This is a genomic window from Variovorax sp. 160MFSha2.1 (assembly GCF_048305075.1).
Lineage (GTDB): Bacteria > Pseudomonadota > Gammaproteobacteria > Burkholderiales > Burkholderiaceae_C > Variovorax > Variovorax guangxiensis.
This window is the reverse complement of record NZ_CP157624.1, coordinates 2141534-2167331: the sequence shown is the minus strand read 5'-3', so window position 1 is coordinate 2167331 and position 25798 is coordinate 2141534. Positions and strand designations below refer to the sequence as shown.

Annotated in this window: 31 protein-coding genes; 17 read left to right on the top strand and 14 right to left on the bottom strand. The window is 67.1% G+C overall.

Annotated elements, in window-relative coordinates:
* Positions 1 to 21 precede the first annotated feature (21 nt).
* Genes ABL838_RS09620 through ABL838_RS09605 form a run of 4 tightly spaced genes read right to left on the bottom strand, consistent with a single transcriptional unit; the run spans position 22 to position 3114 of the window.
* On the bottom strand, positions 22 to 756 hold the full coding sequence (locus ABL838_RS09620; protein WP_418125162.1) for a glycosyltransferase: 735 nt from the start codon (positions 754 to 756) through the stop codon (positions 22 to 24).
* On the bottom strand, positions 753 to 1358 hold the full coding sequence (locus tag ABL838_RS09615; protein ID WP_418125161.1) for a class I SAM-dependent DNA methyltransferase: 606 nt from the start codon (positions 1356 to 1358) through the stop codon (positions 753 to 755). Before ABL838_RS09615 ends, ABL838_RS09620 begins: the two co-directional genes overlap by 4 nt.
* On the bottom strand, positions 1355 to 2113 hold the full coding sequence (locus ABL838_RS09610; RefSeq protein WP_418125160.1) for a PIG-L deacetylase family protein: 759 nt from the start codon (positions 2111 to 2113) through the stop codon (positions 1355 to 1357). The genes ABL838_RS09615 and ABL838_RS09610 overlap by 4 nt, the downstream gene beginning before the upstream one ends.
* Positions 2101 to 3114, bottom strand: coding sequence for an acyl-CoA dehydrogenase (locus ABL838_RS09605; protein WP_418125159.1), 1014 nt, complete (start codon positions 3112 to 3114; stop codon positions 2101 to 2103). The genes ABL838_RS09610 and ABL838_RS09605 overlap by 13 nt, the downstream gene beginning before the upstream one ends.
* Positions 3115 to 3397: 283 nt before the next feature.
* Here ABL838_RS09605 and ABL838_RS09600 point away from each other — a divergent pair, with 283 nt between their 5' ends.
* From ABL838_RS09600 to ABL838_RS09585, 4 genes are all read left to right on the top strand, one after another.
* Positions 3398 to 3736 carry a PRC-barrel domain-containing protein gene (locus ABL838_RS09600; protein ID WP_184635918.1) on the top strand — a complete coding sequence of 113 codons (339 nt, stop codon included), beginning with the start codon at positions 3398 to 3400 and terminating at the stop codon, positions 3734 to 3736.
* 37 nt (positions 3737 to 3773) lie between these two features.
* Positions 3774 to 4172, top strand: coding sequence for a VOC family protein (locus ABL838_RS09595; RefSeq protein WP_418125158.1), 399 nt, complete (start codon positions 3774 to 3776; stop codon positions 4170 to 4172).
* 185 nt (positions 4173 to 4357) lie between these two features.
* The gene (locus ABL838_RS09590; RefSeq protein ID WP_418125157.1) at positions 4358 to 5122 is read left to right on the top strand and encodes an SDR family NAD(P)-dependent oxidoreductase; all 765 of its coding nucleotides are present in this window, start codon (positions 4358 to 4360) and stop codon (positions 5120 to 5122) included.
* A gap of 13 nt (positions 5123 to 5135) precedes the next feature.
* Positions 5136 to 6941, top strand: coding sequence for a thiamine pyrophosphate-requiring protein (locus ABL838_RS09585; protein ID WP_418125156.1), 1806 nt, complete (start codon positions 5136 to 5138; stop codon positions 6939 to 6941).
* A gap of 66 nt (positions 6942 to 7007) precedes the next feature.
* Here ABL838_RS09585 and ABL838_RS09580 read toward each other — a convergent pair whose 3' ends face one another.
* The gene (locus tag ABL838_RS09580) at positions 7008 to 7538 is read right to left on the bottom strand and encodes a DUF4142 domain-containing protein (RefSeq protein WP_369658935.1); all 531 of its coding nucleotides are present in this window, start codon (positions 7536 to 7538) and stop codon (positions 7008 to 7010) included.
* Positions 7539 to 7776: 238 nt separating this feature from the next.
* Between ABL838_RS09580 and ABL838_RS09575 the strand changes: the two genes are divergently transcribed.
* Positions 7777 to 8052, top strand: coding sequence for a DUF2934 domain-containing protein (locus ABL838_RS09575; protein ID WP_418125155.1), 276 nt, complete (start codon positions 7777 to 7779; stop codon positions 8050 to 8052).
* Positions 8053 to 8072: 20 nt separating this feature from the next.
* Positions 8073 to 9071 (top strand): DUF1264 domain-containing protein, encoded by a 999-nt coding sequence (locus ABL838_RS09570; protein WP_418125154.1) that lies wholly within the window; start codon positions 8073 to 8075, stop codon positions 9069 to 9071.
* 5 nt (positions 9072 to 9076) lie between these two features.
* On the opposite strand, the gene ABL838_RS09565 is transcribed toward ABL838_RS09570, so the two are convergent.
* The 4 genes from ABL838_RS09565 to ABL838_RS09550 form a co-directional block, all read right to left on the bottom strand.
* Positions 9077 to 9565 carry a ferritin-like domain-containing protein gene (locus ABL838_RS09565; RefSeq protein WP_418125153.1) on the bottom strand — a complete coding sequence of 163 codons (489 nt, stop codon included), beginning with the start codon at positions 9563 to 9565 and terminating at the stop codon, positions 9077 to 9079.
* Positions 9566 to 9779: 214 nt separating this feature from the next.
* The gene (locus ABL838_RS09560) at positions 9780 to 10190 is read right to left on the bottom strand and encodes an Hsp20/alpha crystallin family protein (RefSeq protein ID WP_418125152.1); all 411 of its coding nucleotides are present in this window, start codon (positions 10188 to 10190) and stop codon (positions 9780 to 9782) included.
* 19 nt (positions 10191 to 10209) lie between these two features.
* Entirely contained in the window at positions 10210 to 10647 is a 438-nt protein-coding gene (locus ABL838_RS09555; protein ID WP_126024570.1) for an Hsp20/alpha crystallin family protein, read from the bottom strand.
* Positions 10648 to 10700: 53 nt separating this feature from the next.
* A complete protein-coding gene (locus tag ABL838_RS09550) occupies positions 10701 to 11036 on the bottom strand; it encodes a hypothetical protein (RefSeq protein ID WP_126024569.1) in 336 nt (111 codons plus the stop codon).
* A 317-nt stretch (positions 11037 to 11353) separates the two neighbouring features.
* On the opposite strand from ABL838_RS09550, the gene ABL838_RS09545 reads away from it, so the two are divergent.
* The 3 genes from ABL838_RS09545 to ABL838_RS09535 all read left to right on the top strand — a co-directional run bounded on the left by ABL838_RS09545 (position 11354) and on the right by ABL838_RS09535 (position 13110).
* Positions 11354 to 11845: a hemerythrin domain-containing protein gene (locus tag ABL838_RS09545; RefSeq protein ID WP_184635907.1), complete on the top strand. Its 492-nt coding sequence runs from the start codon at positions 11354 to 11356 to the stop codon at positions 11843 to 11845.
* Positions 11846 to 11931: 86 nt separating this feature from the next.
* The gene (locus ABL838_RS09540) at positions 11932 to 12543 is read left to right on the top strand and encodes a hemerythrin domain-containing protein (protein ID WP_418125151.1); all 612 of its coding nucleotides are present in this window, start codon (positions 11932 to 11934) and stop codon (positions 12541 to 12543) included.
* 147 nt (positions 12544 to 12690) lie between these two features.
* The gene (locus ABL838_RS09535; protein WP_418125150.1) at positions 12691 to 13110 is read left to right on the top strand and encodes a low affinity iron permease family protein; all 420 of its coding nucleotides are present in this window, start codon (positions 12691 to 12693) and stop codon (positions 13108 to 13110) included.
* Here ABL838_RS09535 and ABL838_RS09530 read toward each other — a convergent pair.
* Positions 13107 to 14753 (bottom strand): phospholipase D family protein, encoded by a 1647-nt coding sequence (locus tag ABL838_RS09530; RefSeq protein ID WP_418125149.1) that lies wholly within the window; start codon positions 14751 to 14753, stop codon positions 13107 to 13109. The genes ABL838_RS09535 and ABL838_RS09530 overlap by 4 nt on opposite strands.
* 56 nt (positions 14754 to 14809) lie before the next feature.
* Positions 14810 to 15319 (bottom strand): NADPH-dependent FMN reductase, encoded by a 510-nt coding sequence (locus tag ABL838_RS09525; RefSeq protein ID WP_418125148.1) that lies wholly within the window; start codon positions 15317 to 15319, stop codon positions 14810 to 14812.
* Positions 15320 to 15498: 179 nt separating this feature from the next.
* On the opposite strand from ABL838_RS09525, the gene ABL838_RS09520 reads away from it, so the two are divergent.
* The 7 genes from ABL838_RS09520 (at position 15499) to ABL838_RS09490 (ending at position 21659) form a co-directional block, all read left to right on the top strand.
* Complete coding sequence (locus ABL838_RS09520) at positions 15499 to 16161, top strand: GntR family transcriptional regulator (protein WP_418125147.1); 663 nt, start codon at positions 15499 to 15501, stop codon at positions 16159 to 16161.
* Between the two features lie 57 nt (positions 16162 to 16218).
* Positions 16219 to 16770, top strand: a complete 552-nt coding sequence (locus tag ABL838_RS09515; RefSeq protein ID WP_126024564.1) for a VOC family protein — start codon at positions 16219 to 16221, stop codon at positions 16768 to 16770.
* A gap of 53 nt (positions 16771 to 16823) precedes the next feature.
* Positions 16824 to 17687, top strand: coding sequence for a fumarylacetoacetate hydrolase family protein (locus ABL838_RS09510; protein WP_418125146.1), 864 nt, complete (start codon positions 16824 to 16826; stop codon positions 17685 to 17687).
* 149 nt (positions 17688 to 17836) lie between these two features.
* Positions 17837 to 18805 (top strand): Bug family tripartite tricarboxylate transporter substrate binding protein, encoded by a 969-nt coding sequence (locus ABL838_RS09505; protein WP_418119681.1) that lies wholly within the window; start codon positions 17837 to 17839, stop codon positions 18803 to 18805.
* A 7-nt stretch (positions 18806 to 18812) separates the two neighbouring features.
* Complete coding sequence (locus ABL838_RS09500; RefSeq protein ID WP_418125145.1) at positions 18813 to 19391, top strand: amino acid synthesis family protein; 579 nt, start codon at positions 18813 to 18815, stop codon at positions 19389 to 19391.
* Between the two features lie 41 nt (positions 19392 to 19432).
* Positions 19433 to 20425: a zinc-binding dehydrogenase gene (locus tag ABL838_RS09495; protein ID WP_418125144.1), complete on the top strand. Its 993-nt coding sequence runs from the start codon at positions 19433 to 19435 to the stop codon at positions 20423 to 20425.
* 175 nt (positions 20426 to 20600) lie between these two features.
* Positions 20601 to 21659 (top strand): MBL fold metallo-hydrolase, encoded by a 1059-nt coding sequence (locus ABL838_RS09490; RefSeq protein ID WP_418125143.1) that lies wholly within the window; start codon positions 20601 to 20603, stop codon positions 21657 to 21659.
* Positions 21660 to 21764: 105 nt separating this feature from the next.
* On the opposite strand, the gene ABL838_RS09485 is transcribed toward ABL838_RS09490, so the two are convergent.
* On the bottom strand, positions 21765 to 22742 hold the full coding sequence (locus ABL838_RS09485) for a Bug family tripartite tricarboxylate transporter substrate binding protein (RefSeq protein ID WP_418125142.1): 978 nt from the start codon (positions 22740 to 22742) through the stop codon (positions 21765 to 21767).
* A 27-nt stretch (positions 22743 to 22769) separates the two neighbouring features.
* Positions 22770 to 23558 carry a class II aldolase/adducin family protein gene (locus ABL838_RS09480; protein WP_126024542.1) on the bottom strand — a complete coding sequence of 263 codons (789 nt, stop codon included), beginning with the start codon at positions 23556 to 23558 and terminating at the stop codon, positions 22770 to 22772.
* 92 nt (positions 23559 to 23650) lie between these two features.
* Here ABL838_RS09480 and ABL838_RS09475 point away from each other — a divergent pair, with 92 nt between their 5' ends.
* Entirely contained in the window at positions 23651 to 24544 is an 894-nt protein-coding gene (locus ABL838_RS09475) for a LysR family transcriptional regulator (RefSeq protein WP_418125141.1), read from the top strand.
* Between the two features lie 9 nt (positions 24545 to 24553).
* Here the strand turns inward: ABL838_RS09475 and ABL838_RS09470 are convergent, their stop codons facing one another.
* Positions 24554 to 25651, bottom strand: a complete 1098-nt coding sequence (locus ABL838_RS09470) for an ABC transporter substrate-binding protein (RefSeq protein WP_418125140.1) — start codon at positions 25649 to 25651, stop codon at positions 24554 to 24556.
* Between the last annotated feature and the right edge of the window lie 147 nt (positions 25652 to 25798).

Here is a 25798-nt window from a genome sequence, read left to right as displayed (position 1 = left end):
GCCGGGCGCGGATCACCGGCGTCAAGCCTGACCCGGGGCCTCCTGCATCGCGGGAGGAGTTCGAGAACCCTCCCGCGCATTCACCGCGCCGGCGAGATTCCCGACCATCGCAAGCAACGCATCGCCGAAGCCGCCGCGTGCCCGCGCATCGGTCCTGGCGCTGGTCGTCACCCGCGGCTGCGCGCTCCAGGCGATGCGGGCACCGCTGGCCTGCAGGGCCCGCACCAGCATCACGTCCTCGTCGCAAGCCAGTGGCTCGAAGCCGCCCGCACGGCGATAGGCATCGGCCGAAACGCCGAGGTTGGCGCCGTGCACGTGCCTGTGTCCGTCGGCATCGACGTAAGCGCGCGAGAAGTGCTCCTGCAGCAGATGGCCGTCTATGCCGTGCGCGCTCCAGTCGTCGACGCCGACCGAGCCGCAGACCGCGTCGGCGTTCTCGGCCAGCTGCCTGACCAGCCAGTCCGGCGAGACCTCGGTATCGGCGTCGGTGAACGCGAGCCAGCGGGCTCCGGCATCGACGAAGAGCCCGGCGCCGGTAGCGCGGGCGAGGCCCACGTTGCGGGCCTCGATGGCAATGCGCGCAACGCCGTGACGCTCGGCCACGGCTGCGGTCGCGTCGCTGCAGCTGTCGAGCACGACGAGAACCTCCACCGGCTCGCCAGCCAACCCAGGATGGGCCGCCGCGCGCAGGACCGATGCCAGCGACGCGCCGATGCGTTCGCCTTCGTTGTGCGCGGGAATGACGACGCCGATCACCGGATGCCCTCCCGTTCGGCCACCGAGCGGCCATCGCGTGCCCACACCTGCAGCACGAAGTCGTCTTCCTCATGGAACACGAGGCGCGGCAGGCCGAGCGCAGAAAGCGCCGCATGCACTTCGTGCGTGGACAGACTGCGCTGCGCGAAATCCGCGCGCCAGTCGCAGGCGACCAGCGTGCCGTCCGCGTCGAGCGATTCGCCGCAGCATCCGGCCACGCGCCGCATCTCGTCGCGCTTGAGGAAGTAGCCCAGCTCGCTCAGGACGATCAGGTCGAAGCCGCCTGCATCGCGCGGCCACTCCGCGGGCAAGGCGTGCCGCTCCAGGCGTACGTTGGCGAGCGAACCGGTGCGCCTGCGGGCAATCTCCAGCGCATGCGGCGAGAAGTCGCTCGCCAGCACGTGGTCGCAGCGCTGCGACAGCGCCTGCGTGAGTTCACCGGTGCCGCAGCCGGGCTCGTAGGCACGCCTGTACCGGGCCCGGGGCAACGCGGCCAGCAGCACCGCGCGCTTGCGGATCTCGTACCAGCGATGCCGCACTGCGTAAGGGTCCTCGCTGCCTGCATAGAGCGCGTCGAAGTAAGACCTGCGCCCGCCGCTCACAGGAACACCACCTCGTAGGGACGCCGCGCCCGCGCGACGGTGGTGGCGCGCAGCACGGGGCCGGCGCCGGTGGATGCATCGCGCCGCAGCTGGCTCGTGAATGCCTGCACCGCGGCGCGCTTGCGCCTCATGGCTTCTTCGTCCAGGTCGATGCGGACCGCGTGTCGCCAGGGCATGCGCGTGTCGCCGGGGTGCGACCAGTGCCAGCCCCAGACGGGCACTTCCGCCAGCCTCGCACCGGCAGCAGCGCAGGCGAGCGCGCAGGCCTGGCCCGTGGCTTCGTGATCGGGATGGCCGTCGCGGCGCCAGGTCGTGAACACCACGTCGCGCGGCCGCAGCAGCGACACAAGCCGTGCAGCCAGCGTGCCGCGTACGGCCGCCAGGCCGCCATCGGGCAGGCCCAGCCGCACGGGTTCGACAGGCAGCCCAAGGCGCTCGAGCGCGAGCCGGGATTCGAGCGGGCGCTCCTTCGCCAGCCGCTCGGCAGGCCACTCCGTCGAGCCGTCGTGGCTTGCCGTGCCATCGGTCACCGCGATGACTTCGATCCGCGCACCGGCATCCGCCAGTTGTGCAAGCAGCCCGCCCACCGACAGCACTTCGTCGTCGGGATGCGGAGCCACCACCACCGCGCGGGCGTTTCGCGGAACCAGCGTGCGCGCATCGATGCGGGGCAACGCGGCCAGAACCGGCCAGCCGTTCCACTCGGCCTCGGCCGTGCCTTCTCCGCGGATGGCGGGACGGGCTACAGCATCCATGAAGAAGGCTCCTTTCCGACGTCTTGCGAGGCGAGCATGCCCAGGGCGGCGAGATCGCGTTCGGCGTGGCTCTGGCGAAGAAACACCGGCAGATCGGCCATCGCCCGGGCGAAGGCCCGGTCGCGGCACAGCGGGCCCGCGCCCAGCGCCCTGCCCGCATGGCGCATGACCTCGTTGGCGGCCTGCTCCACGGCAAGGCGGGCGCGCAGGGCGACCTGCCTGGCGTCGTCGCGCGGATGCCGGTCGATCCACGCGGCCGCCTCGCGCAGCAGCGCGACCGCGGGCGTCAATGCCGCGTCGATGGCGCCTAGATGCGCGAGCCGGTGCGGATCCGGCGCCTTGCCCATGAGCGCGTGAGCCGCCCGGGCGATACCCAGGGCGCCGCCGAACCAGCATGCGGCGATGCCCGCACCGCCCTGCCAGAAGCCGGGGCGCCGCGTGTAGTCGCCGGGGCGGCCGATCGCAGTGGCCGCGGCGTGGTCGAAGCGGACGTCCACGCTGGCGCTGTCCGCCATGCCGACCGCGTGCCATCCCTCGTCCGTGACGCGAACCCCGGGCTGGTCCATGGCGACGGCGGCAAGCCAGGGCTCGCCGTCGCGGTTCCAGCAGCTCACGACCGCGTGCGTGACGCTGGCGGCGCCGGAGCACCAGGCCTTGGTGCCGCTCAACCGGATGGCCGTGCCTCTTTCCTCCTCGGCGATCACTCGGGCATCCGGCGGCTCGGCACACCAGGTCGCCCATCGCGCTCCTTCGGATGCGGACAGCCCGCCACCGAGTTCGGCCTGGATCGCGAGCGCATCCGTATGGCCTTCGAAGAGCTTGACCAGCGAGAGATCGTGGGCCGCCACTTCCGCCAGCACGCGCCAACGCGCGAGTGTCTGGCCGGCGCCCGGCATGGGCAGCACGTCGAGCCCTGCCTCGACAAGGTGCCTGAGCGCCAGGCGGCTGCCGTGCCGAAGCTGCAGGTGCCGCAAGTCGTCGTCGGAGGGCTGGTCGTACATGGAAATATGAAATGAAGCGAAGGAAGGGAAAGATCAGAAAGGACTTCGTTGAGCGAAATTAGGCAGGCCGCGCCTCGCGGTTCGTCGGTGGGCTGCGCTCGCACCTGTAGGAGGAACCGCGAGGGCCGGGCTGCCGGAGCATCGCGGGCCATCGTGGGCAAGTAGTCCTACACCCCGACCCGAGCATTCCCGATGAGACGCGCCGCCGATCGGAGGGAGACCAGTGGCCTGGGCTTTGAAGCGAGCGTCGGCGTCTCCCAGATGCGTCGTCAAGGAGAAAGTCATGGCCATGGTCACAAACGTCATCTCGTCCGATCGGGTGGAAGGAACCACCGTCTACAACGCCGGGGGCGAAAAGCTCGGCAGCATCGACGACCTCATGATCGACAAGCTCTCCGGGCAGGTGCGTTACGCCGTGCTCGAGTTCGGCGGCTTCCTCGGCATGGGCAAGGATCGCTATCCCATCCCCTGGAGCATGCTGAAGTACGACACCGCACAGGAAGGCTACGTGGTTCCCCTTCAGAAGGAGACGCTCGAAGGCGCGCCCCGCTACGCGGACAACAGCATTCCCGACTACGACGAAAGCTACACCGCGAGCATCAACAAGTACTACGGCCTCTGAGTCCGGGTGCTCCCCCTCGCCAGGTTGTTGAAAGCCCATGTACGCGCACATCCAGCTCGGCGCCCGGAACCTGCCCCTCATGTGCGCCTTCTATGACCAGGTGCTTGCGCACCTCGGGCTCGAGCGGGTGGTGGCACTGGAGAACATCGGACCCGCCGGCCTCTACTGGCGACGGCCGGGACGGCGCTGGCCGCAGTTCGTGATCAATCGCCCGTTCGATGGCCTGGAAGCCGGCGTCGGAAACGGCACGCAGGTCAGCTTCCTGGCCGATCGACGCGGCACGGTGGACGCGATGTGGGCAGCCGCCCTCGCCCACGGCGGGCGCGATGAAGGCGCTCCCGGCTTGCGGGCGCGCTACGCGCCGGACTTCTACGCAGCCTACTGCCGCGACCCAGAGGGAAACAAGCTCTGCTTCGTGCATACGGACGGCTCCTAGCTGCGCGCGCATCCACACGCACAGGGTTGTTGCGCCCCGTTGCCGCGGAAGACCGGCACTGCCAATCACGCACGCCGCTCTCCTACGCAGCGCGCACAGCGTGATCGTCAACGTTCCCGAAGGATTCGGAGATTCAGGAAGCGCGTTTCCTTCACCCACCCGACCCTGATGATCGAGAGGACGATATGCAACGTTTCAAGGATCGCGTCGTCATCGTGACCGGCGCAGGCAGCGGCATCGGCGAAGCCACGGCGCGCCGCTTTTCGCAGGAAGGCGCGAGCGTGGTGCTCGCGGGCGACACGCTCGCCAAGCTGCAGCGCGTGGCGCGCGATCTGCCGGAAGAACGCACGCTGGTGAAGGTGGCCGACGTTTCCAGCTTCGGCCAGGTGCAGGCGCTGGTGGACGCAACCGTCGAACGCTTCGGCGCGCTGCACGTGCTTTTCAACAATGCCGGCATCGCGGTCGAAGGCACGGTCACGCAGCCGCCGCTGGAAGACTGGAACAGGATCATGGCGGTCAACGCCGGCGGCGTGTTCCACGGCTGCCGGGCGGCCATGCCGCACCTGGTGCGCAGCAAGGGCTGCATCGTCAACACGGCCTCGGTTTCGGGCCTGGGCGGCGACTGGGCGATGGGCTTCTACAACGCGTCGAAGGGCGCCATCGTCAATTTCACCAAGGCCCTTGCGCTCGACCACGGCAAGGAAGGCGTGCGCGTGAACGCGGTGTGCCCCAGCCTCACCTTCACGCCCATGACGCAGGACATGAAGGGCGACAGCGCGCTGATGGCGAAGTTCGCCGAACGCATTCCGCTGGGGCGCGGCGCCGATCCTTCGGAGATCGCGGCCGTGGTCGCCTTCCTGGCGAGCGACGACGCGAGCTTCGTCTCGGGCATCGCGATGCCGGTGGACGGCGGGCTGATGGCCTCCAACGGCCAGCCCGACATGGGCTGAGGAGCGGCACGCCATGGCAGCAAAGACAGTCGGCGACTTCGTCGTCGAGCGCATGCGCGAATGGGGCGTTCGCCGCATCTACGGCTATCCGGGCGATGGCATCAACGGCATCGTGGGCGCACTCGACCGCGCGGGCGACGCCATCGAGTTCGTGCAGGCCCGCCACGAGGAACTGGCCGCATTCATGGCCTGCGCGCACGCCAAGTTCTCGGGCGAGGTGGGCGTGTGCCTCGCGACCTCGGGGCCTGGCGCGATCCATCTGCTGAACGGCCTCTACGACGCGAAGCTCGACCACCAGCCGGTGGTGGCGCTGGTCGGCCAGCAGAAGCGCAGCGCGCTGGGCGGCGACTACCAGCAGGAGGTGGACCTCGTCTCGCTCTTCAAGGACGTGGCCCACGAGTTCGTGCAGATGGCCACCAGCGCCGAGCAGGTGCGCCACCTGATCGACCGCGCGATGCGCATCGCGCGCGACCGCCGCACCGTGACCTGCGTGATCTTCCCGAACGACGTGCAGGAGCTTCCCGCCGTGCCGGTGCCGCCGCGCGAGCACGGCACGGTGCACAGCGGCATCGGCACCACGGCGCAGTCGGTGGTGCCGCCGCCCGATGCGCTGCAGTACGCGGCGGACATCCTGAACGCCGGGCGCAAGGTGGCGATCCTCGCCGGCGCGGGTGCGCTGCATGCGGGCGACGAACTCATCGCGGTGGCCGAACGGCTGGGCGCGGGCATTGCCAAGGCACTGCTCGGCAAGGCCGCGGTGCCCGACGATCTTTCCTTCGTGACGGGCGCCATCGGCGTGCTCGGCACGCGGCCCAGCTCGTGGATGATGGAGGAGTGCGACACGCTGCTGATCGTGGGCTCTTCCTTTCCGTATGCAGAGTTCCTGCCCGAAGAGGGGCAGGCGCTCTGTGTGCAGATCGACACCGACGCACGCGCGCTGGGCCTGCGATATCCAGTCGAACTGGGCCTGGCGGGCGACAGTCGCGCCACGCTGGCGGCCCTGCTGCCGCTGCTTGCTCAGAAGGAGGACACCTCGTGGCGCGAAGCCCTCGAGAGTCAGGTCGCGCACTGGTGGCGTGTGCTCGAGGCGCGCGCCCATGTGCCGGCTTCTCCGGTCAATCCGCAGCGGGTGTTCTGGGAACTCTCGCCACGCCTGCCCGACTTCGCGGTGATCACCTGCGACAGCGGCTCGGCCGCCAACTGGTATGCACGCGACGTGAAGCTGCGCCGCGGCATGAAGGCCAGCCTCTCCGGCGGGCTGGCGACCATGGGGCCGGCCATTCCGTACGCGATCGCGTCGAAGCACGTTCACCCGGAAAGGCCGGTGGTCGCCCTGCTGGGCGACGGCGCAATGCAGATGAACGGGATCAACGGCCTCATCACCATCGCGCGGCTGTGGCGCGACTGGATCGATCCGCGGCTCGTGGTGATGGGGCTGAACAACCGCGACCTGAACCTCGTGAGCTGGGAGCAGCGCGTGCTGGGCGGCGATCCGAAGTTCGAGGCATCGCAGAAGCTGCCCGACTTTCCCTATTCGCGCTTCGCACAGATGCTGGGACTGGAAGGCATCCGCGTGGACACGCCCGAAGCCATCGGCGACGCATGGGACGCGGCCTTCGCGGCCGACAGGCCCGTGCTGCTCGAGATGGTGACCGATGCGGCGGTTCCGCCGTTGCCGCCGGATGTTTCGCTGGCGCAGACCCGGGCGTACTTCTCCGCGCTGTGGCAGGGCGACCCTGAGGGCATGCGCACGCTGAAGGCGGTGATACGGGAATACTGGGCGAGCTTCAAGGCCGGCCGGCTGGAAACGACTTCCTGATCCGACATCTCAGGCCAGGCAGCCTGGGATGCCGCATCGCGGACGCCCGCCGGCCAGCGCAGCGCGCTATTTCCTGGCCATGCCCGCTTCGAGAGTGCGCGCGTGCTGAAGGTGCGTCTGCACCACAGGCAGCATCTTGCCGGCCAGGGCCTTGAGGTCCGCGTCCTTCGCTTCTGACTGGGTCTTCTTCAGCAGCTTCTCGGTGGCTTCGTGGTCGCCGACGCCCGCCTGCTTCACGTAGCGGCTGTCGAACATGCCGCCCGAGAGCGCCTTGAATTCGAGCGCCACGGCCTTGTGCTTCGCGTCCGGGCCATCGGGCAGTTCGGTGCCCTTCGCGGCCGCAAGCGTCTTCACATCGGACAGGCCCTTGGAATGGTCGTCGACCATCATCTTCGCGAACTTCTTGATCTCTGCGTCCGAGCTCTTGTCGAGCGCGATCTTGCCGCTCTCGACTTCGGCGATATTGGCCTGGGCGATGTCCTTGAGCATCGCTGCATCGGCCGCCGCGAGCCGGTCCGCGGCCCAGCCGGCAGGCGCCGCGAGCAGCGAGGAAACGACGGCGAGGCTTGCCGCGAATTGGCGTTGAGATGGTGTCATGGGTGAACTCCTGGGTTGATCGAACGCCGAACGCTCCCATTCCCGCACCGCGCGCGGTGTAGGAGAAGGAACAGATCGATGTGCCCGAACAGTCCTTCGTCTGTCCTCGCCCTTCTCGCCCTTCTCTTTCTTCCCGCCAATCCGCGCGAGTTCGAGCCTCCGTCCGACACCGCCGCCGCGGCGGCGACCTAGCTTGGCCAGTCTCTTCAACGATCAAGTGCTTTTTCCGGAGGTGACCATGCCAAGAACGACCATCAACAAGAACGGCGGCGTAACAGCCGCTCCCGCCGCCCCGGCCACGCAGGCCCCGCCGGCAGAAGAGGTGCCCACGCCACTACCGCAGTCGCAGCCGTCGATGCAGGACGGGCGCCAGGACTCGGGCCTGGACGTCGCTCGCGAGGAACGCATACGCCGCGCCGCCTACGAGGCCTACGTGCTTCGCGGCGAGGGCCCCGGCGACGCCGTGCAGGACTGGCTGCAGGCCGAGGCGGAAGTCGACGCGCGCAAAGGCTGACGCCCGGCCCCAGGTATCGCATGAATCGAACACGAAACCGTCGCTGCGCGCCGGCGTTGCTCTGGCTCGCTCTTGCGCTCGGGGGCTGCGGCGACGAGCCCGGCCCATCGAACGTGGAGGTGCCCGGCGCGCAGAAGCGCCCGGATACCGCGGTGCTCGAAGCCGGCGCGGTCCTGCTGCAGAGCAAGCCCCCTGTCGACGCGCTCAACGCGTATCTCGACGGCTTCCACTTCTACAGCGGCCGGATGGACGCTCAGATGGAGGCACACCACTACTGCGCGATCCTCAACGAGGAAGTGATCCAGTGCGTCATCTTCGATGGCAACACGAAGCAGGCCAAGCTCATGGGTGTCGAATACATCGTGAGCGAGAGCCTCTTCAACACGCTGCCGGAGGCGGAGAAAGCGCTCTGGCACAGCCATGCGCACGAGGTGAAATCGGGCCAGCTGATCGCACCGGACATTCCTGCTGTCGCAGAACACGCACTGATGAAGAAGCTGGTCGGCACCTACGGCAAGACTTTCCACACCTGGCACACCGACCAGCACAAGGAACTGCCTGTGGGTGTGCCGCAGCTCATGATGGGCTTCACCGCCGACGGCCAGGCCAATGCCGCCATGGTCGAAGAGCGGGACTGGCGCTTCGGCGTGCGCAGCGCGGAGAAGCGCAAGGAAAGGGAGGACATCGCCGCGCCGGCCGTAGCGGCGGGCGCGGACGCCTGGCAAACCGGCCGCGCGATGCAGTTGCCGGATCCCACCGAAATGCCGCACGCGCCTGCGCCTGCCTCGGGCGCGCCGCTCAGGCGTCCGAGGGCGGGAGCTTCTCTCCCGCGTCCTCCTTCTGCGCTGCGTTTGTGCCGATGTCGCGCGAGCCGGGGTAGCCGTGCTTCTTGCCGGCTTCGCGCCCCATGCGGCTGCCCTCGGCGGGACTGTCCTGCCCCACCGCGCGGTTCTGGTCGATGTTCACCGGCGACAGCTGCGGCGGTCGCCGGGACGCCTTTTCAGATGCGTCGGTCATAGCGACCTCACGCTTTCGCGCGCATCTGGTCGCGCAAGGCCTTGATCTGGTCGTGGTTGCGCTGGGCCCCTTGGGCCTGACGTTCCACCACGGAGCGCACATCCGCCGGGATCGGCGCCTTCAGCGCCTTGCGGTAGCGGGCCACCGCGGCATCCTCGCCGCGCTCGCACTCCTCCAGCATCGACAGTGCGCTGTCGGCGCCGAGGGACCCCTTCACGTGCACCCAGCCGCGGTGCATTGCGCCGCTCACAGTCCCGCCGTCGTCGACCTTTCCGCCCAGCCGGCGGATCAGCTGCGCCAGTTCCGAGGCAGCTGCGGCGCACTGCGAAGCCCGGTCCTGGAAGACCTGCTTGAGCTGAGTGGAGTTGACTTCGTCGGCGCAGGCCTTGAAGCCGTATTCGCCGTCGCGCGCGTTCTCGAGAAGGTCGTCGAGTACGTCGACCACCTCATCGGATCCAGTGGCGCCGGGGTTGCCGGTGGTTGTGTAGTCAGGCATGGAAAGCTCCTTCAAGTTGAGGCAAAGGCCGAAACAGGCGGCTTGCGCCTGCATTCGACCGACGGACCGGAATGGCCCGCTGCAGTCCATGGTGCGCACGCGCCGCGGGGACGGTGTCGTCCACCCCGCAGGAGCACTGTCAGTCATTTCCCGCCGCATGCAAGCCGGCGCAGGACAGCCGCCGGGGCAGCCGTCCCGCGTGCCGGCTCGCCGCTCAGCTCACTTCGACGTCGATGCGCCTCGGCTTCGCGTGCTCGGCCTTGGGTATGCGCAGCTTCAGCACGCCCTGCGCGAGCTCGGCGGAAACCTTCTCGGTGTCCAGCTCCTTGCTGAGCGTGAAGACGCGCTGGAAGCGCCCGAGCCCGACCTCCGTGTGGCTGGTCTTCAGACCATCGGGCACGCTCAGGCCCGACTGCGCCTCGATGGTCAGGGTCTCCGCTTCCACATGCAGGTTCAGGTTCTCGCGCGAGACCCCCGGAAGGTCTGCGTAGAGGGTGATACCGGCCGCGTCCTCGATCACGTCGACCGGGGGCGTGAGCGCCGCGCTGCCGTAGCGCGACGCCTTCTGCCTGGAATCGGTGCTGTCCGGAGCACCGGAAGAACGGGTCTGGATGTCGTTGCTCATGGTGTTCATCTCCTTGGGTTCACTGGACAGCGATGCGGCGCGGCTGGGCCGACGCGCGGCGGCGAACGGTGATGCGCAGCACGCCGTCGCGCAGCTTGGCGTCGACCGCTTCGGGATCCGCATCGTCGGGCAGCGTGAGCATGCGGCGGAACGCTCCCTCGAAGCGCTCGTTGATGTGCACCGCAGCCTTCGCGCCCGCCTCAGGCAGCACGCTCCTGCGCTCCCCGGCGATCGTCAGCAGGCCGCGCTCGAGGTGGACCTCCAGCGTGGCCGGGTCGACGCCGGGCGCAAAGGCATAGATTTCCACCGCCTGCGCGGTCGTGCCGACGTTCAGCGCCGGAAAACCGTTGCTGCCGAAGCCCCGGATGGTGGGGGCCAGATCGAACGCCTGCTGCATGTCCCGCTGCAGGCGATCCATTTCCGCGAGCATGTCGCGGGGAAAGAAAGACCGGTACATGGCTGAACCTCCAAAAAACTGGAACGGACAAAACCTGGAATGGGCCGCAGCCCTTACTGGGGCAGGTGATGCGCACGGGTCGGCTGCGAGGAGCCGTTCGCATAGGGGCGAAGCCGTGCGGTGATGCGCGGCAAACGGTTTCGCCAGCGCGGAGGTCGTGATTCCGGATAGTTGAATTTCGCCAGTTCCTCGCGCCCCTTCTGGGTGACGGCCAGCACTTGCGCGGCCAGGGCGGAACCGGAAAGGGACAGCGGGTCCGAAGGCGATGGCACCAGCGCGACGACGAGCCCGGCGGCGCGCAACACCCTGACCTGATCGATGTCCTCCGTGCGGTAGAACGTGACAGGCAGGCGAGAGCCGGCGATTTGCTTGAGCAAGTTCATGGTCATTTCGATACCTCCTTTTCGGTCGACCAATTTCCGACGGAGGTGAAGATAGGCGACGTGCCGCGAATTTCAAGAGGGAAATTTTCGGCACCCCGAACCTGCGCGGCATGCCGGGAAAGGCATCGCGGTGCCTTCACAAAGCCGAGTAAAAAGCTCGGCCACGAGGGCCGGGCTGAGGTCTGGCGCAAGCCTGCGGGGAAGAGACCGCAGGAAGCCGCGTCTCACGCCCTCCGCTACGCGGATACGGCGCCTTCCTACGCCGGTGCTTCGATCGCCACCCCATGGTTCGGCCTTCGACAACCCAACCGATGGAGCCCACGATGCCAACTTCCCGACGCGCAGAACCCGATGCCTGCAGCCTTCTGGACGCCGATCACCGCAAAGTCAAGAAGATGTTCAAGGAATACGAGGAACTCACCCATTCGCGCGCCGCTTCGGCCGAACAGAAGAAGCGCGAGCTTGCCAACGAGATCTGCATGGAGCTCACGGTCCACACGCAGATCGAGGAAGAGATTTTTTATCCCGCCCTCCGCAAGGCACTCAAGGAGACCGACCTGCTCGACGAAGCCGCGGTGGAACATGCGAGCGCCAAGGACCTGATCGCGCAGATCCAGGGAGCCACGGCGGTCGACGAGATGTTCGACGCCAAGGTCATCGTGCTGGGCGAGTACATCGATCATCATGTGAAGGAGGAGCGCAACGAGATCTTCGTGAAGGCGCGCGCCGCCCGTGGGCTGGACCTGGTCGCCATGCGCGAGCAACTGGCCGCCCGCAAGGAGGAACTGATGGAGGAACTCGGCGCCGTCGCCTGAGTTCGCCCGCCCCCCCGAAGACGCCGGCGGGCGACTTCGGGCCTATTCACCCAGCATCACGCTGCCTTACTGTTCTGGAGGCCCTCGTGACCGGACTTCTTTCCCGACTTTTCCCGAGCGCGACGAACATGATCCGGCTGGATCACACGCACGTGCTTTCCACCTTCCATCAGTACAAGGCGGGCGCGCCCAGGCGCGTGAAAAAAGGCCTGGTCAACACCATGTGCACTGCGCTGGAGATCCACGCGCAGCTGGAGGAAGAGATCTTCTACCCGGCGGTGCGCGCGGTCACGCAGAACGAGCTCATCGCCAAGTCGCTGGAGGAGCACCAGGAGATGCGGCGGCTGATCGGCCTGCTGCGGCAGATGGAGCCCGAAGCGCGCGACTACGACGAAACCGTGGCGAACCTGATGCGCGACGTGATGCACCACGTGGCGGACGAGGAAACGCTCGTGATTCCCGAGGCCGAGCGCCTCCTGGCCGACGAGCTGGGCGAACTCGGCATGCGCATGACCAAGCGTCGCCTCCAGCTGGTGGGTCCGCGCAGCGGCGAAATCGCGCTCGACATGGGGCGGGCCGCATCGGGCAACGTCCTTGCGCTCACCGCGCTCGGCATCGGCGCCGTGGGCTTGTTGATGGCCCAGCGCACGGGGCATACGGGGATGCCGGCTCGCGACAAGCGTGGCAAGGCGGCTTGAGCGGCGAAAGGCCTATCGGCATCGAATCGTCCGGCCGGCGCTGACGCATTTCCGGAGCTTTCCTGCAGGCTTCTTGCGGCAATGGCCGACGTTCGGGCACCGCGGCACCGGCCAATCTCGCTCTCCGCCGCAGGAGAGTTTCACCCCATGGACCATATCTTCGCCCGCTTCGCCAACCGGATCGCCCATATCGCGGGTAGCCCCCTCACCTTCCTGGCCTGTGTGGCTGTGGTGATTGCATGGGCCATCGCCGGACCGTTCTTCGGGTACTCGGAAACGTGGCAACTCCTCATCAATACCGGCACGACCATCGTGACCTTCCTCATGGTGTTCCTGATCCAGAACACCCAGAACCGCGACGGCGTGGCGCTGCAGACCAAGCTCGACGAACTCATTCGCTCGTCCGACGCGCAGAACGAATTCATGGGGATCGAGAAGCTCACCGACCAGGAACTGACGGCTCTGCATGAAAGATGCGAAGCAGCGGCCAGGAAAGGTCATGCCGCGCTCGAGCAGACGCGGGCCGAACGCCGCAGGCGCGGGCACGAGCCCCCCGTAGGAGACTAGAGCAGACCTTCGCTGACGAATGGAAAGAAAAACAGCAGCTGCAGGCGTGTTCCCAGTCCCACTTCAGGCTCATGGTCGTGGATTTCTTCGGTGCCGTTCCCGGTGCTGATCCACTGCAGCCGATCGCCTGGTTCCAGCAGGCGCAGGTGATAGGTACCCGATGCGCGCGCCCCGTCGATCAGCCCGAATATGTCCTTGGCAAGTGCTGGCGAATCGATGATCAGGCCGAGCTCGGTGTTCAGGCGCGAGGAGCGCAGATCCATGTTCATGGACCCGACAAAGCTCCTGCGACGGTCGATCACCAGCAGCTTGGCATGTGAACGCCCCACCGCATTCTTCAGCGACGAGGCCGTGATTCCGGATGCCGCCTTGGCATCGCCCGCGCCGGCCTCATCGTCAGGCACGCCTGTGGTGCGCATCGCAAGCTGCTTGAGCTGGCTCGCGTCGACTTCGTCGATCTCCACCCCCAGCTTGAGCATCGGGACACGGTATCTGGCGTAGGCTGCGCTCGCGAACGGTTCGTCGTTCGACGAGAGCGAATTGGTCAGCAGCGAAATGCGCCGTCCTGCCTGGCGCAGTTCTCCAAACAGCGCGAGACCCCGCTGCCCAGGAATGAAATAGGGAGTGGACAGCGCGATGTCCGACCGGGCTGCACGCATCGCCTCGATCAGCCGCGCCGTGACGGTGCTCGCGTCGTCGCCCTGCTCGGCACGACCGCCCACCTTCTCGGGGTTGTCGGCAAACACGTCGACATGCCCATACAGCATCTTGAGCGGCACGGGCCTCGAGAGGTCGCCCGACAGTGGCCTGTAGCCGAGCAGGTCTGGCGAGTCCGGCGGCGGCGTTGGGTAAGCCGCTTCGCCGTCGGCCACCAGCTTGTCGAAGGAATCCCGCAGGGCTTGCGGCGTCTCCCGGCTGACTTCGATCTCATGGAGCGGATAGACGTGCGGGCTGTTCCAGTAGGTGTCGAAGATGGCCTGCATCTTCGGCACCGCGGCTCCCGCGAGCAGCAGATCGAAGTCGAGGAAATTTCCTTCCTTGTCGTGAAAGAAATACTCGTTCGCGATATTGCGCCCGCCCGCGACCGCGAAGGCACCGTCGGCGATGAACATCTTGTTGTGCATCCGATGGTTCACGCGCGAGAAGTCGAGCAATGAGAATGCCCAGCGCGTCGACGCGAAGGCCCTACCTGCCGGGAACGGGTTGAACAGGCGAACCTGCACATTGGGATAGGCCGCCAGCGCGAGCAACATGCCGTCGCTGTCGGCCGTGTACATGTCGTCCACCAGCACGCGCACCCTCACGCCGCGAAGCGCCGCATCTTTCACGGCTTGCAGCAGCACGTGCCCCGTCACGTCGTTCTGCAGGAGGTAATACTGCAGATCCAGCGAGCTTTGGGCGTGGCGTGCCAAGGCCAGCCGTGCATCCATCGAGTAGGCGCTCAAGGGCAGCGGTCGAAAGGCCGACGACTCTCCTGCAGGAACGCTCTGCGCTGCGATGCGCCCAAGCGCGGTGCCGGTACTGGCCGCGATGGACGTATCGGCCTGCCGACTCTGCGAAGGTGGCGGCAACGACGCGCAGCCCTGGAGGAGCAGCATCAGCAGCGCGGCGATCAACAGTGGCGTCCAGCAGGTCTTCTTCATGACGATGAACGATCGAGTGAGGGCAGTTCCAGGCGAGCTTTGCCGCGAGGGGCTCGTCACGCCGCTTCCGTCGCGGCGCGTATCAACCGCACTTCCTGAAGAAGATCGGCCACGGCGCCGTCGAGCATTTCCAGGGCGGTGGCATCCACGAGTTCGCCGTCGCGAAAGCGCGAGCCGATGACGGGAATGGCCACGTGCGGGCGCGACAGCGGCCGAGCCAGGGTGGCGGCCAGCGCATCCCTGACTTGCGCCTGCGCCCGCACGCCGCCGAGTGCGCCGGGCGAGGACGTGACGACCAGCGAGGGCTTGCCCTTCAACGGCGAAGCAAATGCCGGACGCGAAGCCCAGTCGATGGCGTTCTTGAGCACGCCCGGGATGCCGTAGTTGTATTCGGGCGAGCACAGCACCAGGCCGTCGGCCTCTGCGATGGCGGCCTTCAGTGCGGCCACGCCTGCCGGTGGGTTTGCGCCGTCCAGATCGGCGTCGTACAGAGGCACTTCCTCAAGGGTGACCACCTGCAGCGTCACTTCGGCGGGCAGCCGCGCCGCGAGGTGGCGCAACAGCATGGTGCTGTACGAGCCCCGGCGCAGGCTGCCGGAAATGCCGAGAAGGCGAACAGCGGAAGGAACGACATCCAAACGGGAAGCAGTCATCATCAGGATCCCAACAAAATATTGACAAAGCCGATTTTATGCACAAAATGCAGTCCATGCAGAAAACGCAGTCAGCCCAGCGAGAGCCCACCTTGGTCGACCAGGCCTTGGCGCGGCTGCGGCATGACGTGCTCAGTGGCACCTTCGCGGCCGGCACCAAGCTCAAGGTCGACGATCTGCAGAACGCCTATGGGTTTTCCAGCAGCCCGCTGCGCGAGGCCCTCAGCCGGCTGTCGCAGGAAGGGCTGGTCACCGCCGACGAGCGGCGCGGGTTCCGCGTGGCGCTCCTGTCGGCGGCCGACATGGCCGACATCACGCACATGCGGTTGATGCTCGACGTGCAGGCGCTGCGCGATTCGATCCAGCGCGGCGACGACGCATGGGAAGGCAATGTGGTCGCGGCCTTTCACCGGCTGGAACTGGTGGAGTCGCGTCTGTCCGACGGTCCCGTGATCCTGGACGACACCTGGGCCGATCTGCACCGCGGCTTTCACCTTTCCTTGCTGGCGGCCTGCGCATCGCAGCGCCAGCTTCGCTGGAGCGAGAGCCTGTTCGACCAGGCCGAAAGGTACCGCCGATTCAGCGGACGCTTCCGCAAGACGCTCAAGCGCAAGACCAACGAGCACCGCCGCATCCTCGATGCGGCGCTCAAGCGCGATGCCGACACCGCGTGCGCATTGCTGGAGGAGCACATGCTCGGCACGCTGCGCAACGTCGAGGCCATCCTCAAGGACGGGGTACCACCGGTCCCCTGAACGGCCGGACCGCCCCGTCTTCCATAACAACACCGCTTTCGTCGGAGACAAGACAGCATGCTCAAGGTCCTCAGACCCACGCCTTCCCATTTCGGCATCTTCGTGACCGACCTGGAGAAGATGGTCGCCTTCTACACAGAGACTTTCGAGCTGACCGTCACCGACCGTGGCGTGGGAAGGACTTTCAAGAACCAGCTGGTCTTCACCAGCGCGAGCCCCGATCAGCACCATCAGCTGGTGCTCGCCTCCGGCCGCCCGGCGGATGCGACCTTCAGCACGGTGATGCAGATCTCCTTTGTGGTGCCCAGCATCCAGCACCTGCGCGACGTCTCGCAGCGGGCCCTGGAACGCGGGGCCACGGATCTGCGCGGACTCAACCACGGCAACGCGCTATCGATCTACCTGAAGGACCCCGAAGGCAACACGGTCGAGATCTACGTGGACATGCCGTTCTACGTTTCGCAGCCGCACGGTGATCCGCTGGACCTGAGCAAGGACGACGAGACCCTGATGCGCGAGACCGAGGCCATCTGCCGCAGCGACCCGACCTTCATGCCGCTGGAGCAGTGGCAGGCCCAGTTCCAGGCCCGTTCACCTGCCGCGCCATGAGCGCCGGCGCCGTTCAGTAACCGCATCCACCCTTCCCATTCCACGGAGATTCCATGAAGCTGCTTTCTTTCCTGCACCAAGGTCGCGAAACCTGGGGCGCCGTCGTCGGCGACGGCGTCGTCGAACTCGCCCAGTCCCGCCCGAACCAGCCCACGCTGCTCGACTACATCGCGTCCGGCGACTACCTGCACGCCGCACAACATGTGGAAGGCCTGCCGGTGGTCGCCAAGCTGGCGGACATCACCTACCTGCCGGTGATCACGCGTCCCGAGAAGATCGTCTGCGCGGTACGCAACTACATGGATCACCACCAGGAGGTCCTGGCCGCGGGCATGCAGCGCGAGCTGTCCGCGGAGCCGCCCATCTTCCTGCGCGTGTGGCGCTCCCAGACGGCCCACAACCAGCCCATCGTGCGGCCGAACGTGTCCGACTCGCTCGACTGGGAAGGCGAACTCGCCGTCATCATCGGCAAGGGCGGCCGCAACATCGCAGAAGCCGATGCATACGACCACATCGCCGGCTACTCCTGCTACAACGACGGCAGCGTGCGCGAATGGCAGTTCCACGCCAAGCAGATCGCCTCGGGCAAGAACTTCGAGTCGACCGGCGGCTTCGGTCCCTGGATGGTGACGGCCGACGAGATCGCGCCGGGCCGCGAGCTCAAGCTCGAGACGCGGTTGAACGGCCAGGTGGTGCAGTCCAGCCACACGGGGCACATGATCTTCAGCGTGCCCAGGCTCATCAACTATGCCTCCACCATCTTCACGCTCAGCCCGGGCGACGTGATCATCACCGGCACGCCGGCCGGCGTGGGCTGGAGCAAGAAGCCCTCGCAGTTCATGAAGCCGGGCGACGTCTGCGAAGTCGAGATCGAAGGCATCGGCGTGCTGCGCAACCCGATCGTCCAGCAGGCCTGAGTCCCCCTGCTGCGCGCCGGCACCGTCGGCGCCTTTCCTGCCGCCTGCGGAGCTGATCCCCGCCGGCGCTGGCAGCGGCACGCCCTCAAGGGAGCCGCCTGCCCTCCGCCTTGCAGGCGGACCATTATTCAAAAGACGGAGACAACATCATGCAGCGCAGAGACTTTCTCGCCGCAGGCCTGAGCTTGGCCTGCGCCATCCCATCGATCTCGCGGGCCCAGGGCTATCCCGACAGGCCCGTACGCATCCTGCAGGGCTTCGCCGCAGGCGGCAACGCGGACACCATCGCTCGCGTGGTGGGCAACGAAATGACGAAGACCCTGGGCCAGCCCATGGTGGTGGAGGCGCAGACGGGCGCCGGCGGCACGATCGCCTCGGCTGCGGTGGCCCGCGCCAAGCCCGACGGCTACACCCTGCTGCTGGCCACCGGCGGCCATGCGGTGGCCGGCGCGCTCTACGGCAAGCTGAGCTACCAGACCGTCTCGGACTTCGAGATGATCTCCACGATCACCTTCTTTCCTTTCCTGATCGTGGTGCGTGCCGACTCGCCCTATGCCTCGCTGCAGGATCTGCTGAAAGCGGCGCGCGCGCCCGGCGGCAACATCTCCTACGGCACGGCAGGCATCGGCAGCACGCACCACCTGGCGGGCGAGCTGCTGGTCAAGACCGCGGGGGTGCCCATGCTCCACGTGCCGTATCGCGGCGATGCGGCGTCGATCACCGCGATCCTCTCGGGCGAGGTACCCTTCATCATTTCGCCGCCGACGGCCGTCATGGGCAACCTCAAGGCGGGCAAGCTGCGCGCACTGGCCACCACCGGCCCGCGCCGCTGGTCCCAGATGCCGCAACTGCCCACGGTGCAGGAGCAAGGCGTCGCCGGCTATGAAGTCACGTCCTGGGCGGGCCTGATGGCGCCTGCCGGGACGCCCCGCCCCATCGTCGAACAACTCAACGCCGCCGTGCAGAAGTCGCTGGAATCCGCTCAAGTGCGCGCTCGCCTCGAAGACATCGGCGGCGAAGCGCGCGGCAGCACTCCCGAAGAAATGCGGCAGCTGGTCCAGAACGAGCTGCGCAAATGGACGACGGTGGTGAACGAAGCCCATATTCCCAAACAGTGAGGTCCCCATGTCCCTGATCCAGATCCGCAAGCGCAGCCTGACCGTCGAGACCGTCTTCCATGAAGGCGGCCCGGCGGTCGACACGCCACTCAGACTCGCGGCCAGCTGCGCCGTCATCCAGAACCCCTACGCCGGTCGATACGAGCCCGACCTGATGCCCTTCATGGCCGAGTTGCGCTCGCTCGGCACCCTGTTGGCGACGGAACTGGTGGACACGCTGGGCAGGGACAAGGTCGAGGTCTACAGCAAGGCCGCCATCGTCGGCGTGAATGGCGAGATGGAGCATGGTGCGGTCTGGCACGAGGCTGGTGGCTGGGCTATGCGCGCCGTGCTCAACGAGCCCAAGGCGATCGTGCCGGCCGCCAAGGCCGTGGCCGCGACGGGCTACCGCCTGATGGTGCCGCTGCACTACATCCATGCCTGCTACGTGCGCAGCCACTTCAACAGCATGGAGATCGGCATCCAGGACGCACCGCGGCCCAACGAGATCCTGTTCGCGCTGGTCATGGGCACCGGCGGGCGCGTGCATTCGCGCCTCGGCGGACTGACGACCGAGCAGGTTTCCGTCCATGACGGGCAACGCTGAACCCTCAGGCGGACAGGAGCGAACGAGCAATGGCTGAAACGATGAGAGCGATCCAGGTCCGCACGCCCGGCGGCCCCGATGCGCTGGAGGCGGTGGAACTCGCGATTCCGGCCTGCGGGCCGGGGCAGGTGCGCGTCAAGGCGTCGGCGATCGGCGCGGGCGGCCCCGATGTCCTCATTCGCAAGGGCATCTACAAGTGGATGCCTCCACTTCCCGCCATCCCGGGCAACGAGATGGTCGGCGTGATCGAGGCCGTGGGGGAAGGCGTGGCATCGAGCCTGCTCGGCCGCCGCGTGCTCGTGAGTTCGCGCGAGCTGCCCGAACGCGGAGGTTGCTACGCCGAATACATCAGCGTTCCCGCCGAAGCGCCGTTCCTGCTGCCCGACGAGATTCCGGACGCCGACGCCTGCAGCCTGGGCAACGTGCAGTTGGCACAGGCCCTGTTGCTCGGCGTGCCGGCCGTTCAGCCCCTGCGCGCCATTCTCGTGCCTGGCGCTGCTGGCGGCGTGGCCACCGCACTCACCCAGCTAGCGGCCTTCCACGGAATCACCGTCGTCGGCACGGCCTCGACGCCCGCCAAGCAGGCGCATGCGCTCAAGCATGGCGTCAGCATCCTGGTCGACCCCGATCCCGAAGGCCTTGCGCAGCGCGTGATGGAGGCGACCGATGGACGAGGCGTCGACCTCGCCTTCGACCACGTGGGCGACCGTCTGCTGGTGGCCTGCATCCGCTCGCTTGCGCCGATGGGCACCGCAGTCTCCTACAACATCGCCGGAGGTCCTCCCTCCAGCGACGTGTTCCAGGAATTGCGGGCCTTGCTGACCAGGAGCCTGGCCGTTCGGACCTTCTCCATCCACACCTTCGATGCGGATCGAGAGCAGCGCCGCGGCCTCATGGTCAAGGCCATCGAGCTGATGCGCCAGGGTGCGGTGAAGGCGCCGCCCACGAGCATCTATGGCCTCGGCGAGGCCCGCAAGGTCCATGAGCTGCTGGACGTGGGCGCTACGTTGGGCAAGATCGTTCTGAAGCCCTGAGAGCGCCACCGACGGCCATGCCGGCAGTCCATGAATCAGCTCTCTTCCTCCTTGCCCGCATTTGCAGCCCCGTGCTTCAGGCGCTTGCCTTGACCGCATCGAAATGCGGGATGCCATCGCCCGCGTTCCGCACCACCGTCAAGACTGCGTACGTTCAACTCTGAGGAAATCGACCATGGCTTCTTCGCTGTTCGCGTTCCTGCGCACCCCATCGGGGGCCTCCCCCACGCCCGAGGGCGTGGCGCTCAACCGCCGGCGCCTGCTGGCCGCAGGCTGCCTGTGCTGCGCGTTCCCGCTGGCCGGGGCGCAGACCACCGGACCTCTTCCGGCCAAGGCCCAGGCCCACCTGGACGCGGCCCGGCGAGCCGCTGGCGACGATCTGCTCGCGTACATGCGCCTGGGCGACGGCATCGCGCCCACGCCCAGCGCACCGCCGGTGTCGCCGGAAGCGCTGATGGCACTGCCCGCGCCGGCCCCGGGCTGGGCCTTCGACAACCTGTGCTTCGTCGGCAACAAGTGGGTGAGCGCGTGGGGCCTGCCCACCTCGGAAGGCCTGGTCGTGATCGACGCGATGGACAACGACGACGAAGCCCGCACCCTGGTGGCCGCCGGCCTGCGCACACTGGGACAGGACCCGGCCACCATCCGCACGGTGCTGATCACGCACGGCCATGGCGACCACTACGGCGGCTTCGGTCATCTCAAGTCGATTTCCGGTGCCCGCGCCGCCATGAGCGAGGCGGACTGGACGATGACGGAAACGAAGCTGGAATTCGACCGCCCCGACTGGGGCCGTCCGCCCAGGCGCGACCTGGTGCTCAAGGAAGGCGAGACGCTGCGCTCGGGCGATACGCGCATCGACGTGCTGCTCACTCCCGGCCACACGATGGGCACGGTCTCGCTGCTCTTCGACGTGCGCGAAGGCGCGAAACGCCACCGTGCGCTGCTGTGGGGAGGCACCGCGTTCAACTTCCAGCGCAGCCCCGACCGCATGCAGAGGCTGCAGGCCTACATCGACCAGACGGAGCGTGTGCGCCGCCTGGTGGAGGCGCAGGGCGTGGACGTGTTCATCTCCAATCACGACCTCTTCGACGAGGCGGTGAAGAAGCTGCAGGCCCGCCAACAGGGCGGCAGCAGCCGCAACCCCTTCGTCATGGGTACGGCCAACGTCGTGCGGGCACTGACGGTCATGAACGAATGCGCGCGGGCCACACAGGTGGTGTGGAGCGCGTAGGCACTCGGTGCGATGCGCGATGCGCCTCAAGCGCCCATGAAGTCGTCTGCAGCAATCGAATTGGCAGGTAGCACAGCGCCCCGCGGAACGTGGGCAAGGCGCTGCTCAATCGATGGAGGCGCCGGAGTCGCGCACGATCGCCTTCCACTTCTCGTGCTCGCGCTGAGCGAACTGCCCGAACTGCTCCGGAGTGCCTCCCACCGGATCGGCACCTTCCCGCACCATCTGCTCCTGCAGCGATGGCAGCACATCGTTCACGGTCTTGTTCACCAGCTGGATGACGGACGCCGGCGTGCCCTTGGGCGCGAAGAAACCGAACCATGAACCGGCGGAAAAGCCCGGGAAGCCTTTCTCGGCGACCGTCGGAACGCCGGGCAAGGAGCGCGAGGGCCCCTCGCTGGAGACGGCCAGCGCCCGCAGCTTGCCCGCGCGGATGTGCTGGATCACCGACGGTACCGTGGCGAACATGAACTGAAGCCGCCCCGCCAGCAGGTCGTTGAGCACGTTGGCGCCCTTGTAGGGCACATGCACCGTGTCCATGCCGCTGCGCTGGCCCAGCATGTAGCTCGACAGGTGCGACGAAGTGCCGACGCCGGTGGAGCCGTAGGACAGCTTGCCGGGACGAGCCTTCGCGTACTCGATGAATTGCTCCAGCGTCTTCGCCGGGACGCTGGGGTGCACCACCAGCACGTTGGGCACGTCGGCGATCTGCACGATCGGCACCAGGTCCTTCAGCGGGTCGTAGGGCAAGTTCTTGTAGAGCGTCTGGTTCACGGCCATGGGACCCACCGAGTTGACGATGAGCGTGTAGCCGTCGGGCGCGGCGCGCACGGCCACCTCGGTGCCGATGTTGCCGCCGGCGCCCGGCTTGTTGTCGATGACGAAGGGCTGGCCGAGCTTCTCCGATAGCTTCTGCGTCACGGCGCGCGCCAGGATGTCGGTGGTTCCGCCGGCAGTGAACGCCACGATGACCCGCACGGGTTTGGACGGATAGGTCTGGGCCGTCGCCGCCGTGCAGAGGCTGAACGCCGCGGCGCCCGCCAGCAGCAGTGCGCGCCTTCTCGAGGGATTGGGGATGTTCATCGATGTCTCCATATGTTCTGGTCGTGGTCAGAGCGCGTAGCTGGGGTCCAGCCGGTCGAGCTTGCGAAGCAGGGCCGGCCACTCCATCACGCCGTAGGGTCGGCGAGTGCCGGGCTGGTACTGGTTCCAGGTGTCCTGCAGCACCTGCGCGGGCACCGGCCGCAAGGGCACGTTGCAGGCCATCGCGCCGAGCTGCGCCCGGCAGGCCAGTTCCAGGCGGTGCATCCAGTTGAACGCCTCGCCGACGGTGCGCCCTACCGTCAGCACACCGTGGTTGCGCAGGATCAGGGCCTCGCCCTGGCCGAGATCCTCGATGAGCGATGCCTGCTCCTTCGTATCGAGCACGACGCCCTGGTAGTCGTGATAGCCGATCTTCAGGAAGCGCATGGCGGTCTGGGTGATGGGCAACAGGCCGCAATCGAGCGCGGACACCGCCATCGAGGCCCAGCTATGCGTGTGGATCACGCAGGCCACCTCGGGCCGCGCTTCGTGCACGGCGCTATGGATCACGTAGCCGGCCTTGTTGACGCCGTAGCCCAGCGCGCCGAAGTCGGGGCTGTCCAGGATGGTGCCGGCATGGTCCACCTTGATCAGGCACGAGGCGGTGATCTCCTCGTACATCATGCCGTACGGGTTGATGAGGAACGCCTCCTCGCCCGGCACGCGCATGGAGATGTGGTTGGCCATCATGTCGGCCATGCCGTAGAAGTCGATCAAGCGATAGCAGGCTGCCAGGTCCACCCTCGCCTGCCATTCCGCTTCCGAACAGCGGTCGCGCATCGAGGCGATCCGAACCCTTCCGTCTTGCACCAGCATGAAATGCCATCCTTCCTGAAAATGGCGATATCGTCCGGCGTCGCCCTGGCGAGGTCCAATCGCTAATGGTGCGGACGCCATATCCTTTTTTCATGGACTACAACCTCCGGGACCTCAAATTCTTCGAGACGGTGGCGACCCTGGGCCACGTCAGCCGCGCCGCCGAGCTCCTCGGGCGCAGCCAGCCTGCCATCACCAAGTGCATCCGCCGCCTCGAAGCCGCAGTGGGCGAGCGGCTCATCGAGCGCGACGGCCAGGGCGTGACGCTGACGCCCTCCGGCTTGCTGCTGCTCGAACGCGCACGGCCGCTGCTGCAGCACGCGAGCCAGGTACAGCAGGAACTGCGCGACTTCTCGACCGGTGCGATCGGCGACGTGCGCATCGGCAGCGGCCTCAGCACGGCCGCGCACGTGCTGCCGCAGATCTGCGCGCGGCTGCTGCAGCAAAGCGGCATCCGGCTGCAGGTGCTGCTCGGCACCAACGTGGGCATGCGCCGCGAACTGCGGGAGGGCCGCATCGACCTGCTGATCGGCCTGCTGCCGCCGGACCCCGATCTGCGCACGGTGCCGCTGGCGGACGACATGGTCGGCCCGGCGGTACGTGCAGGCCATCCGCTCGCAGCTCGCGGATACGTGACCGCCGTTGAATTGATGGCGTGGCCCTGGGCCATGCCGACGCGCGAGATCCCGAGCCGCCAGTGGTGGGACCGCCGCCTGCAGGACCTGCAGCTGGCTGCACCGGCCATCCAGATGCAGTCCAACTCGCCGGCATTGCTGCTGGGCATCGCCAGGCTCCACGACGTGATCGTGTTCACCTCGCACAGCATGCTGCCCGAAGGACTGGTCGCGCTGCAGGTGCCCGAGCTCGCCATGCCCCGCGAGTTCGGTGTCGCGCTGCGAAGGGAAGGCTACCTTTCACCCGCCGTACGCAGGACGCTGGAGCTGCTGGAGAGCGACGGCCAGGCGCTCTTCCAGTACCAGCCCTGACGCTTTGCGTCAGTCCTTCAGCGGCGAGATGCCCTGCACCGGCCCGATCAGGCGTTCGAACAGGCTCTTGAGGCGCTCCACGCGTGCGCGGTCTTTCATGAAGGCGTGAAATTCCTCGGGGCTGGTGTTGTACTGATCGATGCCCTTGAAGCCCGGCAGGGGCTGCACGTCCTTGCGGATAGGGAACTGCCGAGGGTTGGAAGCGACGGGCAGCGACAGCGTCCAGCTCATGTAGAGCTTCGCCGCCGCAGGATGTTTGGCGTCCTTGAAGATCGCGCCGGTCTGGGCCCAGGTCAGGAAAGGATCGGTCCTGGGCAGCACGAACCGCAGCGACGACGACTCGACCGGAACGAAGCTGCCGGAGGTTCCCGTGGAGACGGCGTACTTGCCGGCCTCGACGGCGTCGCGCGGCGTCTGCGTGCCGCGCACCCACTGCACGCCGTTGGCCTTCAGCTGATCGATGAAGCCGATGCCGTACTTCTGGATGATCTTGTCGAACACATACAGCACCGCGTCGTCGTCGTTGGGGTACGTGATGATGATGCGGTTCTTGAACTCCGGCTTGAGGAAATCCGCGTAGTCGCGAGGCGCGTTCTCGGCCGAGACGTAGTTCTTGTTGTAGCTGTTGGCGAAGGTCAGCATGAACAGGCCGGTGAAGCGACCCTGGGGGTCCTTGTAGGCCGGGGGGATCTGCTCCCAGCCGATGGGCTTGTACGCAAGCAGCAGGCCGCGGGCCGCCCAATCGTCGAAGTCATGCAGCGTCTGCAGATGGGCGAGGTCCACCTGCAGGTCCTTGCGCAGCAATTGTTCCTCGATGCGCGCGTCGTGGTACTTGCTCAGGTCGACGACCAGGTCCAGCTTCATGCCCGGGAACTGCCGCTCGAAGGCGGACTTGATGCCGAACCCCTGCGTCACCTCGTCGCCGCCGGCGTAGACGGTCAGCGTTCCGCCTTCCTTCAGGGCCGCCTGGTAGAGATCGTTCAGGCTCAGGCCGCCACCGTCGCGCTCTGCTGCGGTGGCCGTCGGGGGAGCCACCGCCGGTGCTTGCTGGGCATGAGCCGAGAGGTTGACAGTTCCGGCTGCCAGCACGGCCGCCAGGACAGTCATGGGAAAGGAGCGGAACAGCTTCATGATCGCGTCGGGAAGAATGGAAAGCACCCAGCGTAGGCCCTCCCTTCGACCGAGGATGTGCGCCAACGCACACTTCACGACAGATACCTTCTCCGCGGTACCCGCCAGTTGCAAGGTGGTCGA

Coding starts and splice junctions, on each gene's coding strand:
- ABL838_RS09610 (WP_418125160.1), bottom strand. CDS start 2,113: ATGGATGCTGTAGCCCGTCCCGCCATCCGCGGAGAAGGCACGGCCGAG.
- ABL838_RS09605 (WP_418125159.1), bottom strand. CDS start 3,114: ATGTACGACCAGCCCTCCGACGACGACTTGCGGCACCTGCAGCTTCGG.
- ABL838_RS09600 (WP_184635918.1), top strand. CDS start 3,398: ATGGCCATGGTCACAAACGTCATCTCGTCCGATCGGGTGGAAGGAACC.
- ABL838_RS09595 (WP_418125158.1), top strand. CDS start 3,774: ATGTACGCGCACATCCAGCTCGGCGCCCGGAACCTGCCCCTCATGTGC.
- ABL838_RS09590 (WP_418125157.1), top strand. CDS start 4,358: ATGCAACGTTTCAAGGATCGCGTCGTCATCGTGACCGGCGCAGGCAGC.
- ABL838_RS09585 (WP_418125156.1), top strand. CDS start 5,136: ATGGCAGCAAAGACAGTCGGCGACTTCGTCGTCGAGCGCATGCGCGAA.
- ABL838_RS09580 (WP_369658935.1), bottom strand. CDS start 7,538: ATGACACCATCTCAACGCCAATTCGCGGCAAGCCTCGCCGTCGTTTCC.
- ABL838_RS09575 (WP_418125155.1), top strand. CDS start 7,777: ATGCCAAGAACGACCATCAACAAGAACGGCGGCGTAACAGCCGCTCCC.
- ABL838_RS09570 (WP_418125154.1), top strand. CDS start 8,073: ATGAATCGAACACGAAACCGTCGCTGCGCGCCGGCGTTGCTCTGGCTC.
- ABL838_RS09565 (WP_418125153.1), bottom strand. CDS start 9,565: ATGCCTGACTACACAACCACCGGCAACCCCGGCGCCACTGGATCCGAT.
- ABL838_RS09560 (WP_418125152.1), bottom strand. CDS start 10,190: ATGAGCAACGACATCCAGACCCGTTCTTCCGGTGCTCCGGACAGCACC.
- ABL838_RS09555 (WP_126024570.1), bottom strand. CDS start 10,647: ATGTACCGGTCTTTCTTTCCCCGCGACATGCTCGCGGAAATGGATCGC.
- ABL838_RS09550 (WP_126024569.1), bottom strand. CDS start 11,036: ATGACCATGAACTTGCTCAAGCAAATCGCCGGCTCTCGCCTGCCTGTC.
- ABL838_RS09545 (WP_184635907.1), top strand. CDS start 11,354: ATGCCAACTTCCCGACGCGCAGAACCCGATGCCTGCAGCCTTCTGGAC.
- ABL838_RS09535 (WP_418125150.1), top strand. CDS start 12,691: ATGGACCATATCTTCGCCCGCTTCGCCAACCGGATCGCCCATATCGCG.
- ABL838_RS09530 (WP_418125149.1), bottom strand. CDS start 14,753: ATGAAGAAGACCTGCTGGACGCCACTGTTGATCGCCGCGCTGCTGATG.
- ABL838_RS09525 (WP_418125148.1), bottom strand. CDS start 15,319: ATGCTGTTGCGCCACCTCGCGGCGCGGCTGCCCGCCGAAGTGACGCTG.
- ABL838_RS09515 (WP_126024564.1), top strand. CDS start 16,219: ATGCTCAAGGTCCTCAGACCCACGCCTTCCCATTTCGGCATCTTCGTG.
- ABL838_RS09510 (WP_418125146.1), top strand. CDS start 16,824: ATGAAGCTGCTTTCTTTCCTGCACCAAGGTCGCGAAACCTGGGGCGCC.
- ABL838_RS09505 (WP_418119681.1), top strand. CDS start 17,837: ATGCAGCGCAGAGACTTTCTCGCCGCAGGCCTGAGCTTGGCCTGCGCC.
- ABL838_RS09500 (WP_418125145.1), top strand. CDS start 18,813: ATGTCCCTGATCCAGATCCGCAAGCGCAGCCTGACCGTCGAGACCGTC.
- ABL838_RS09495 (WP_418125144.1), top strand. CDS start 19,433: ATGAGAGCGATCCAGGTCCGCACGCCCGGCGGCCCCGATGCGCTGGAG.
- ABL838_RS09490 (WP_418125143.1), top strand. CDS start 20,601: ATGGCTTCTTCGCTGTTCGCGTTCCTGCGCACCCCATCGGGGGCCTCC.
- ABL838_RS09485 (WP_418125142.1), bottom strand. CDS start 22,742: ATGAACATCCCCAATCCCTCGAGAAGGCGCGCACTGCTGCTGGCGGGC.
- ABL838_RS09480 (WP_126024542.1), bottom strand. CDS start 23,558: ATGCTGGTGCAAGACGGAAGGGTTCGGATCGCCTCGATGCGCGACCGC.
- ABL838_RS09475 (WP_418125141.1), top strand. CDS start 23,651: ATGGACTACAACCTCCGGGACCTCAAATTCTTCGAGACGGTGGCGACC.
- ABL838_RS09470 (WP_418125140.1), bottom strand. CDS start 25,651: ATGACTGTCCTGGCGGCCGTGCTGGCAGCCGGAACTGTCAACCTCTCG.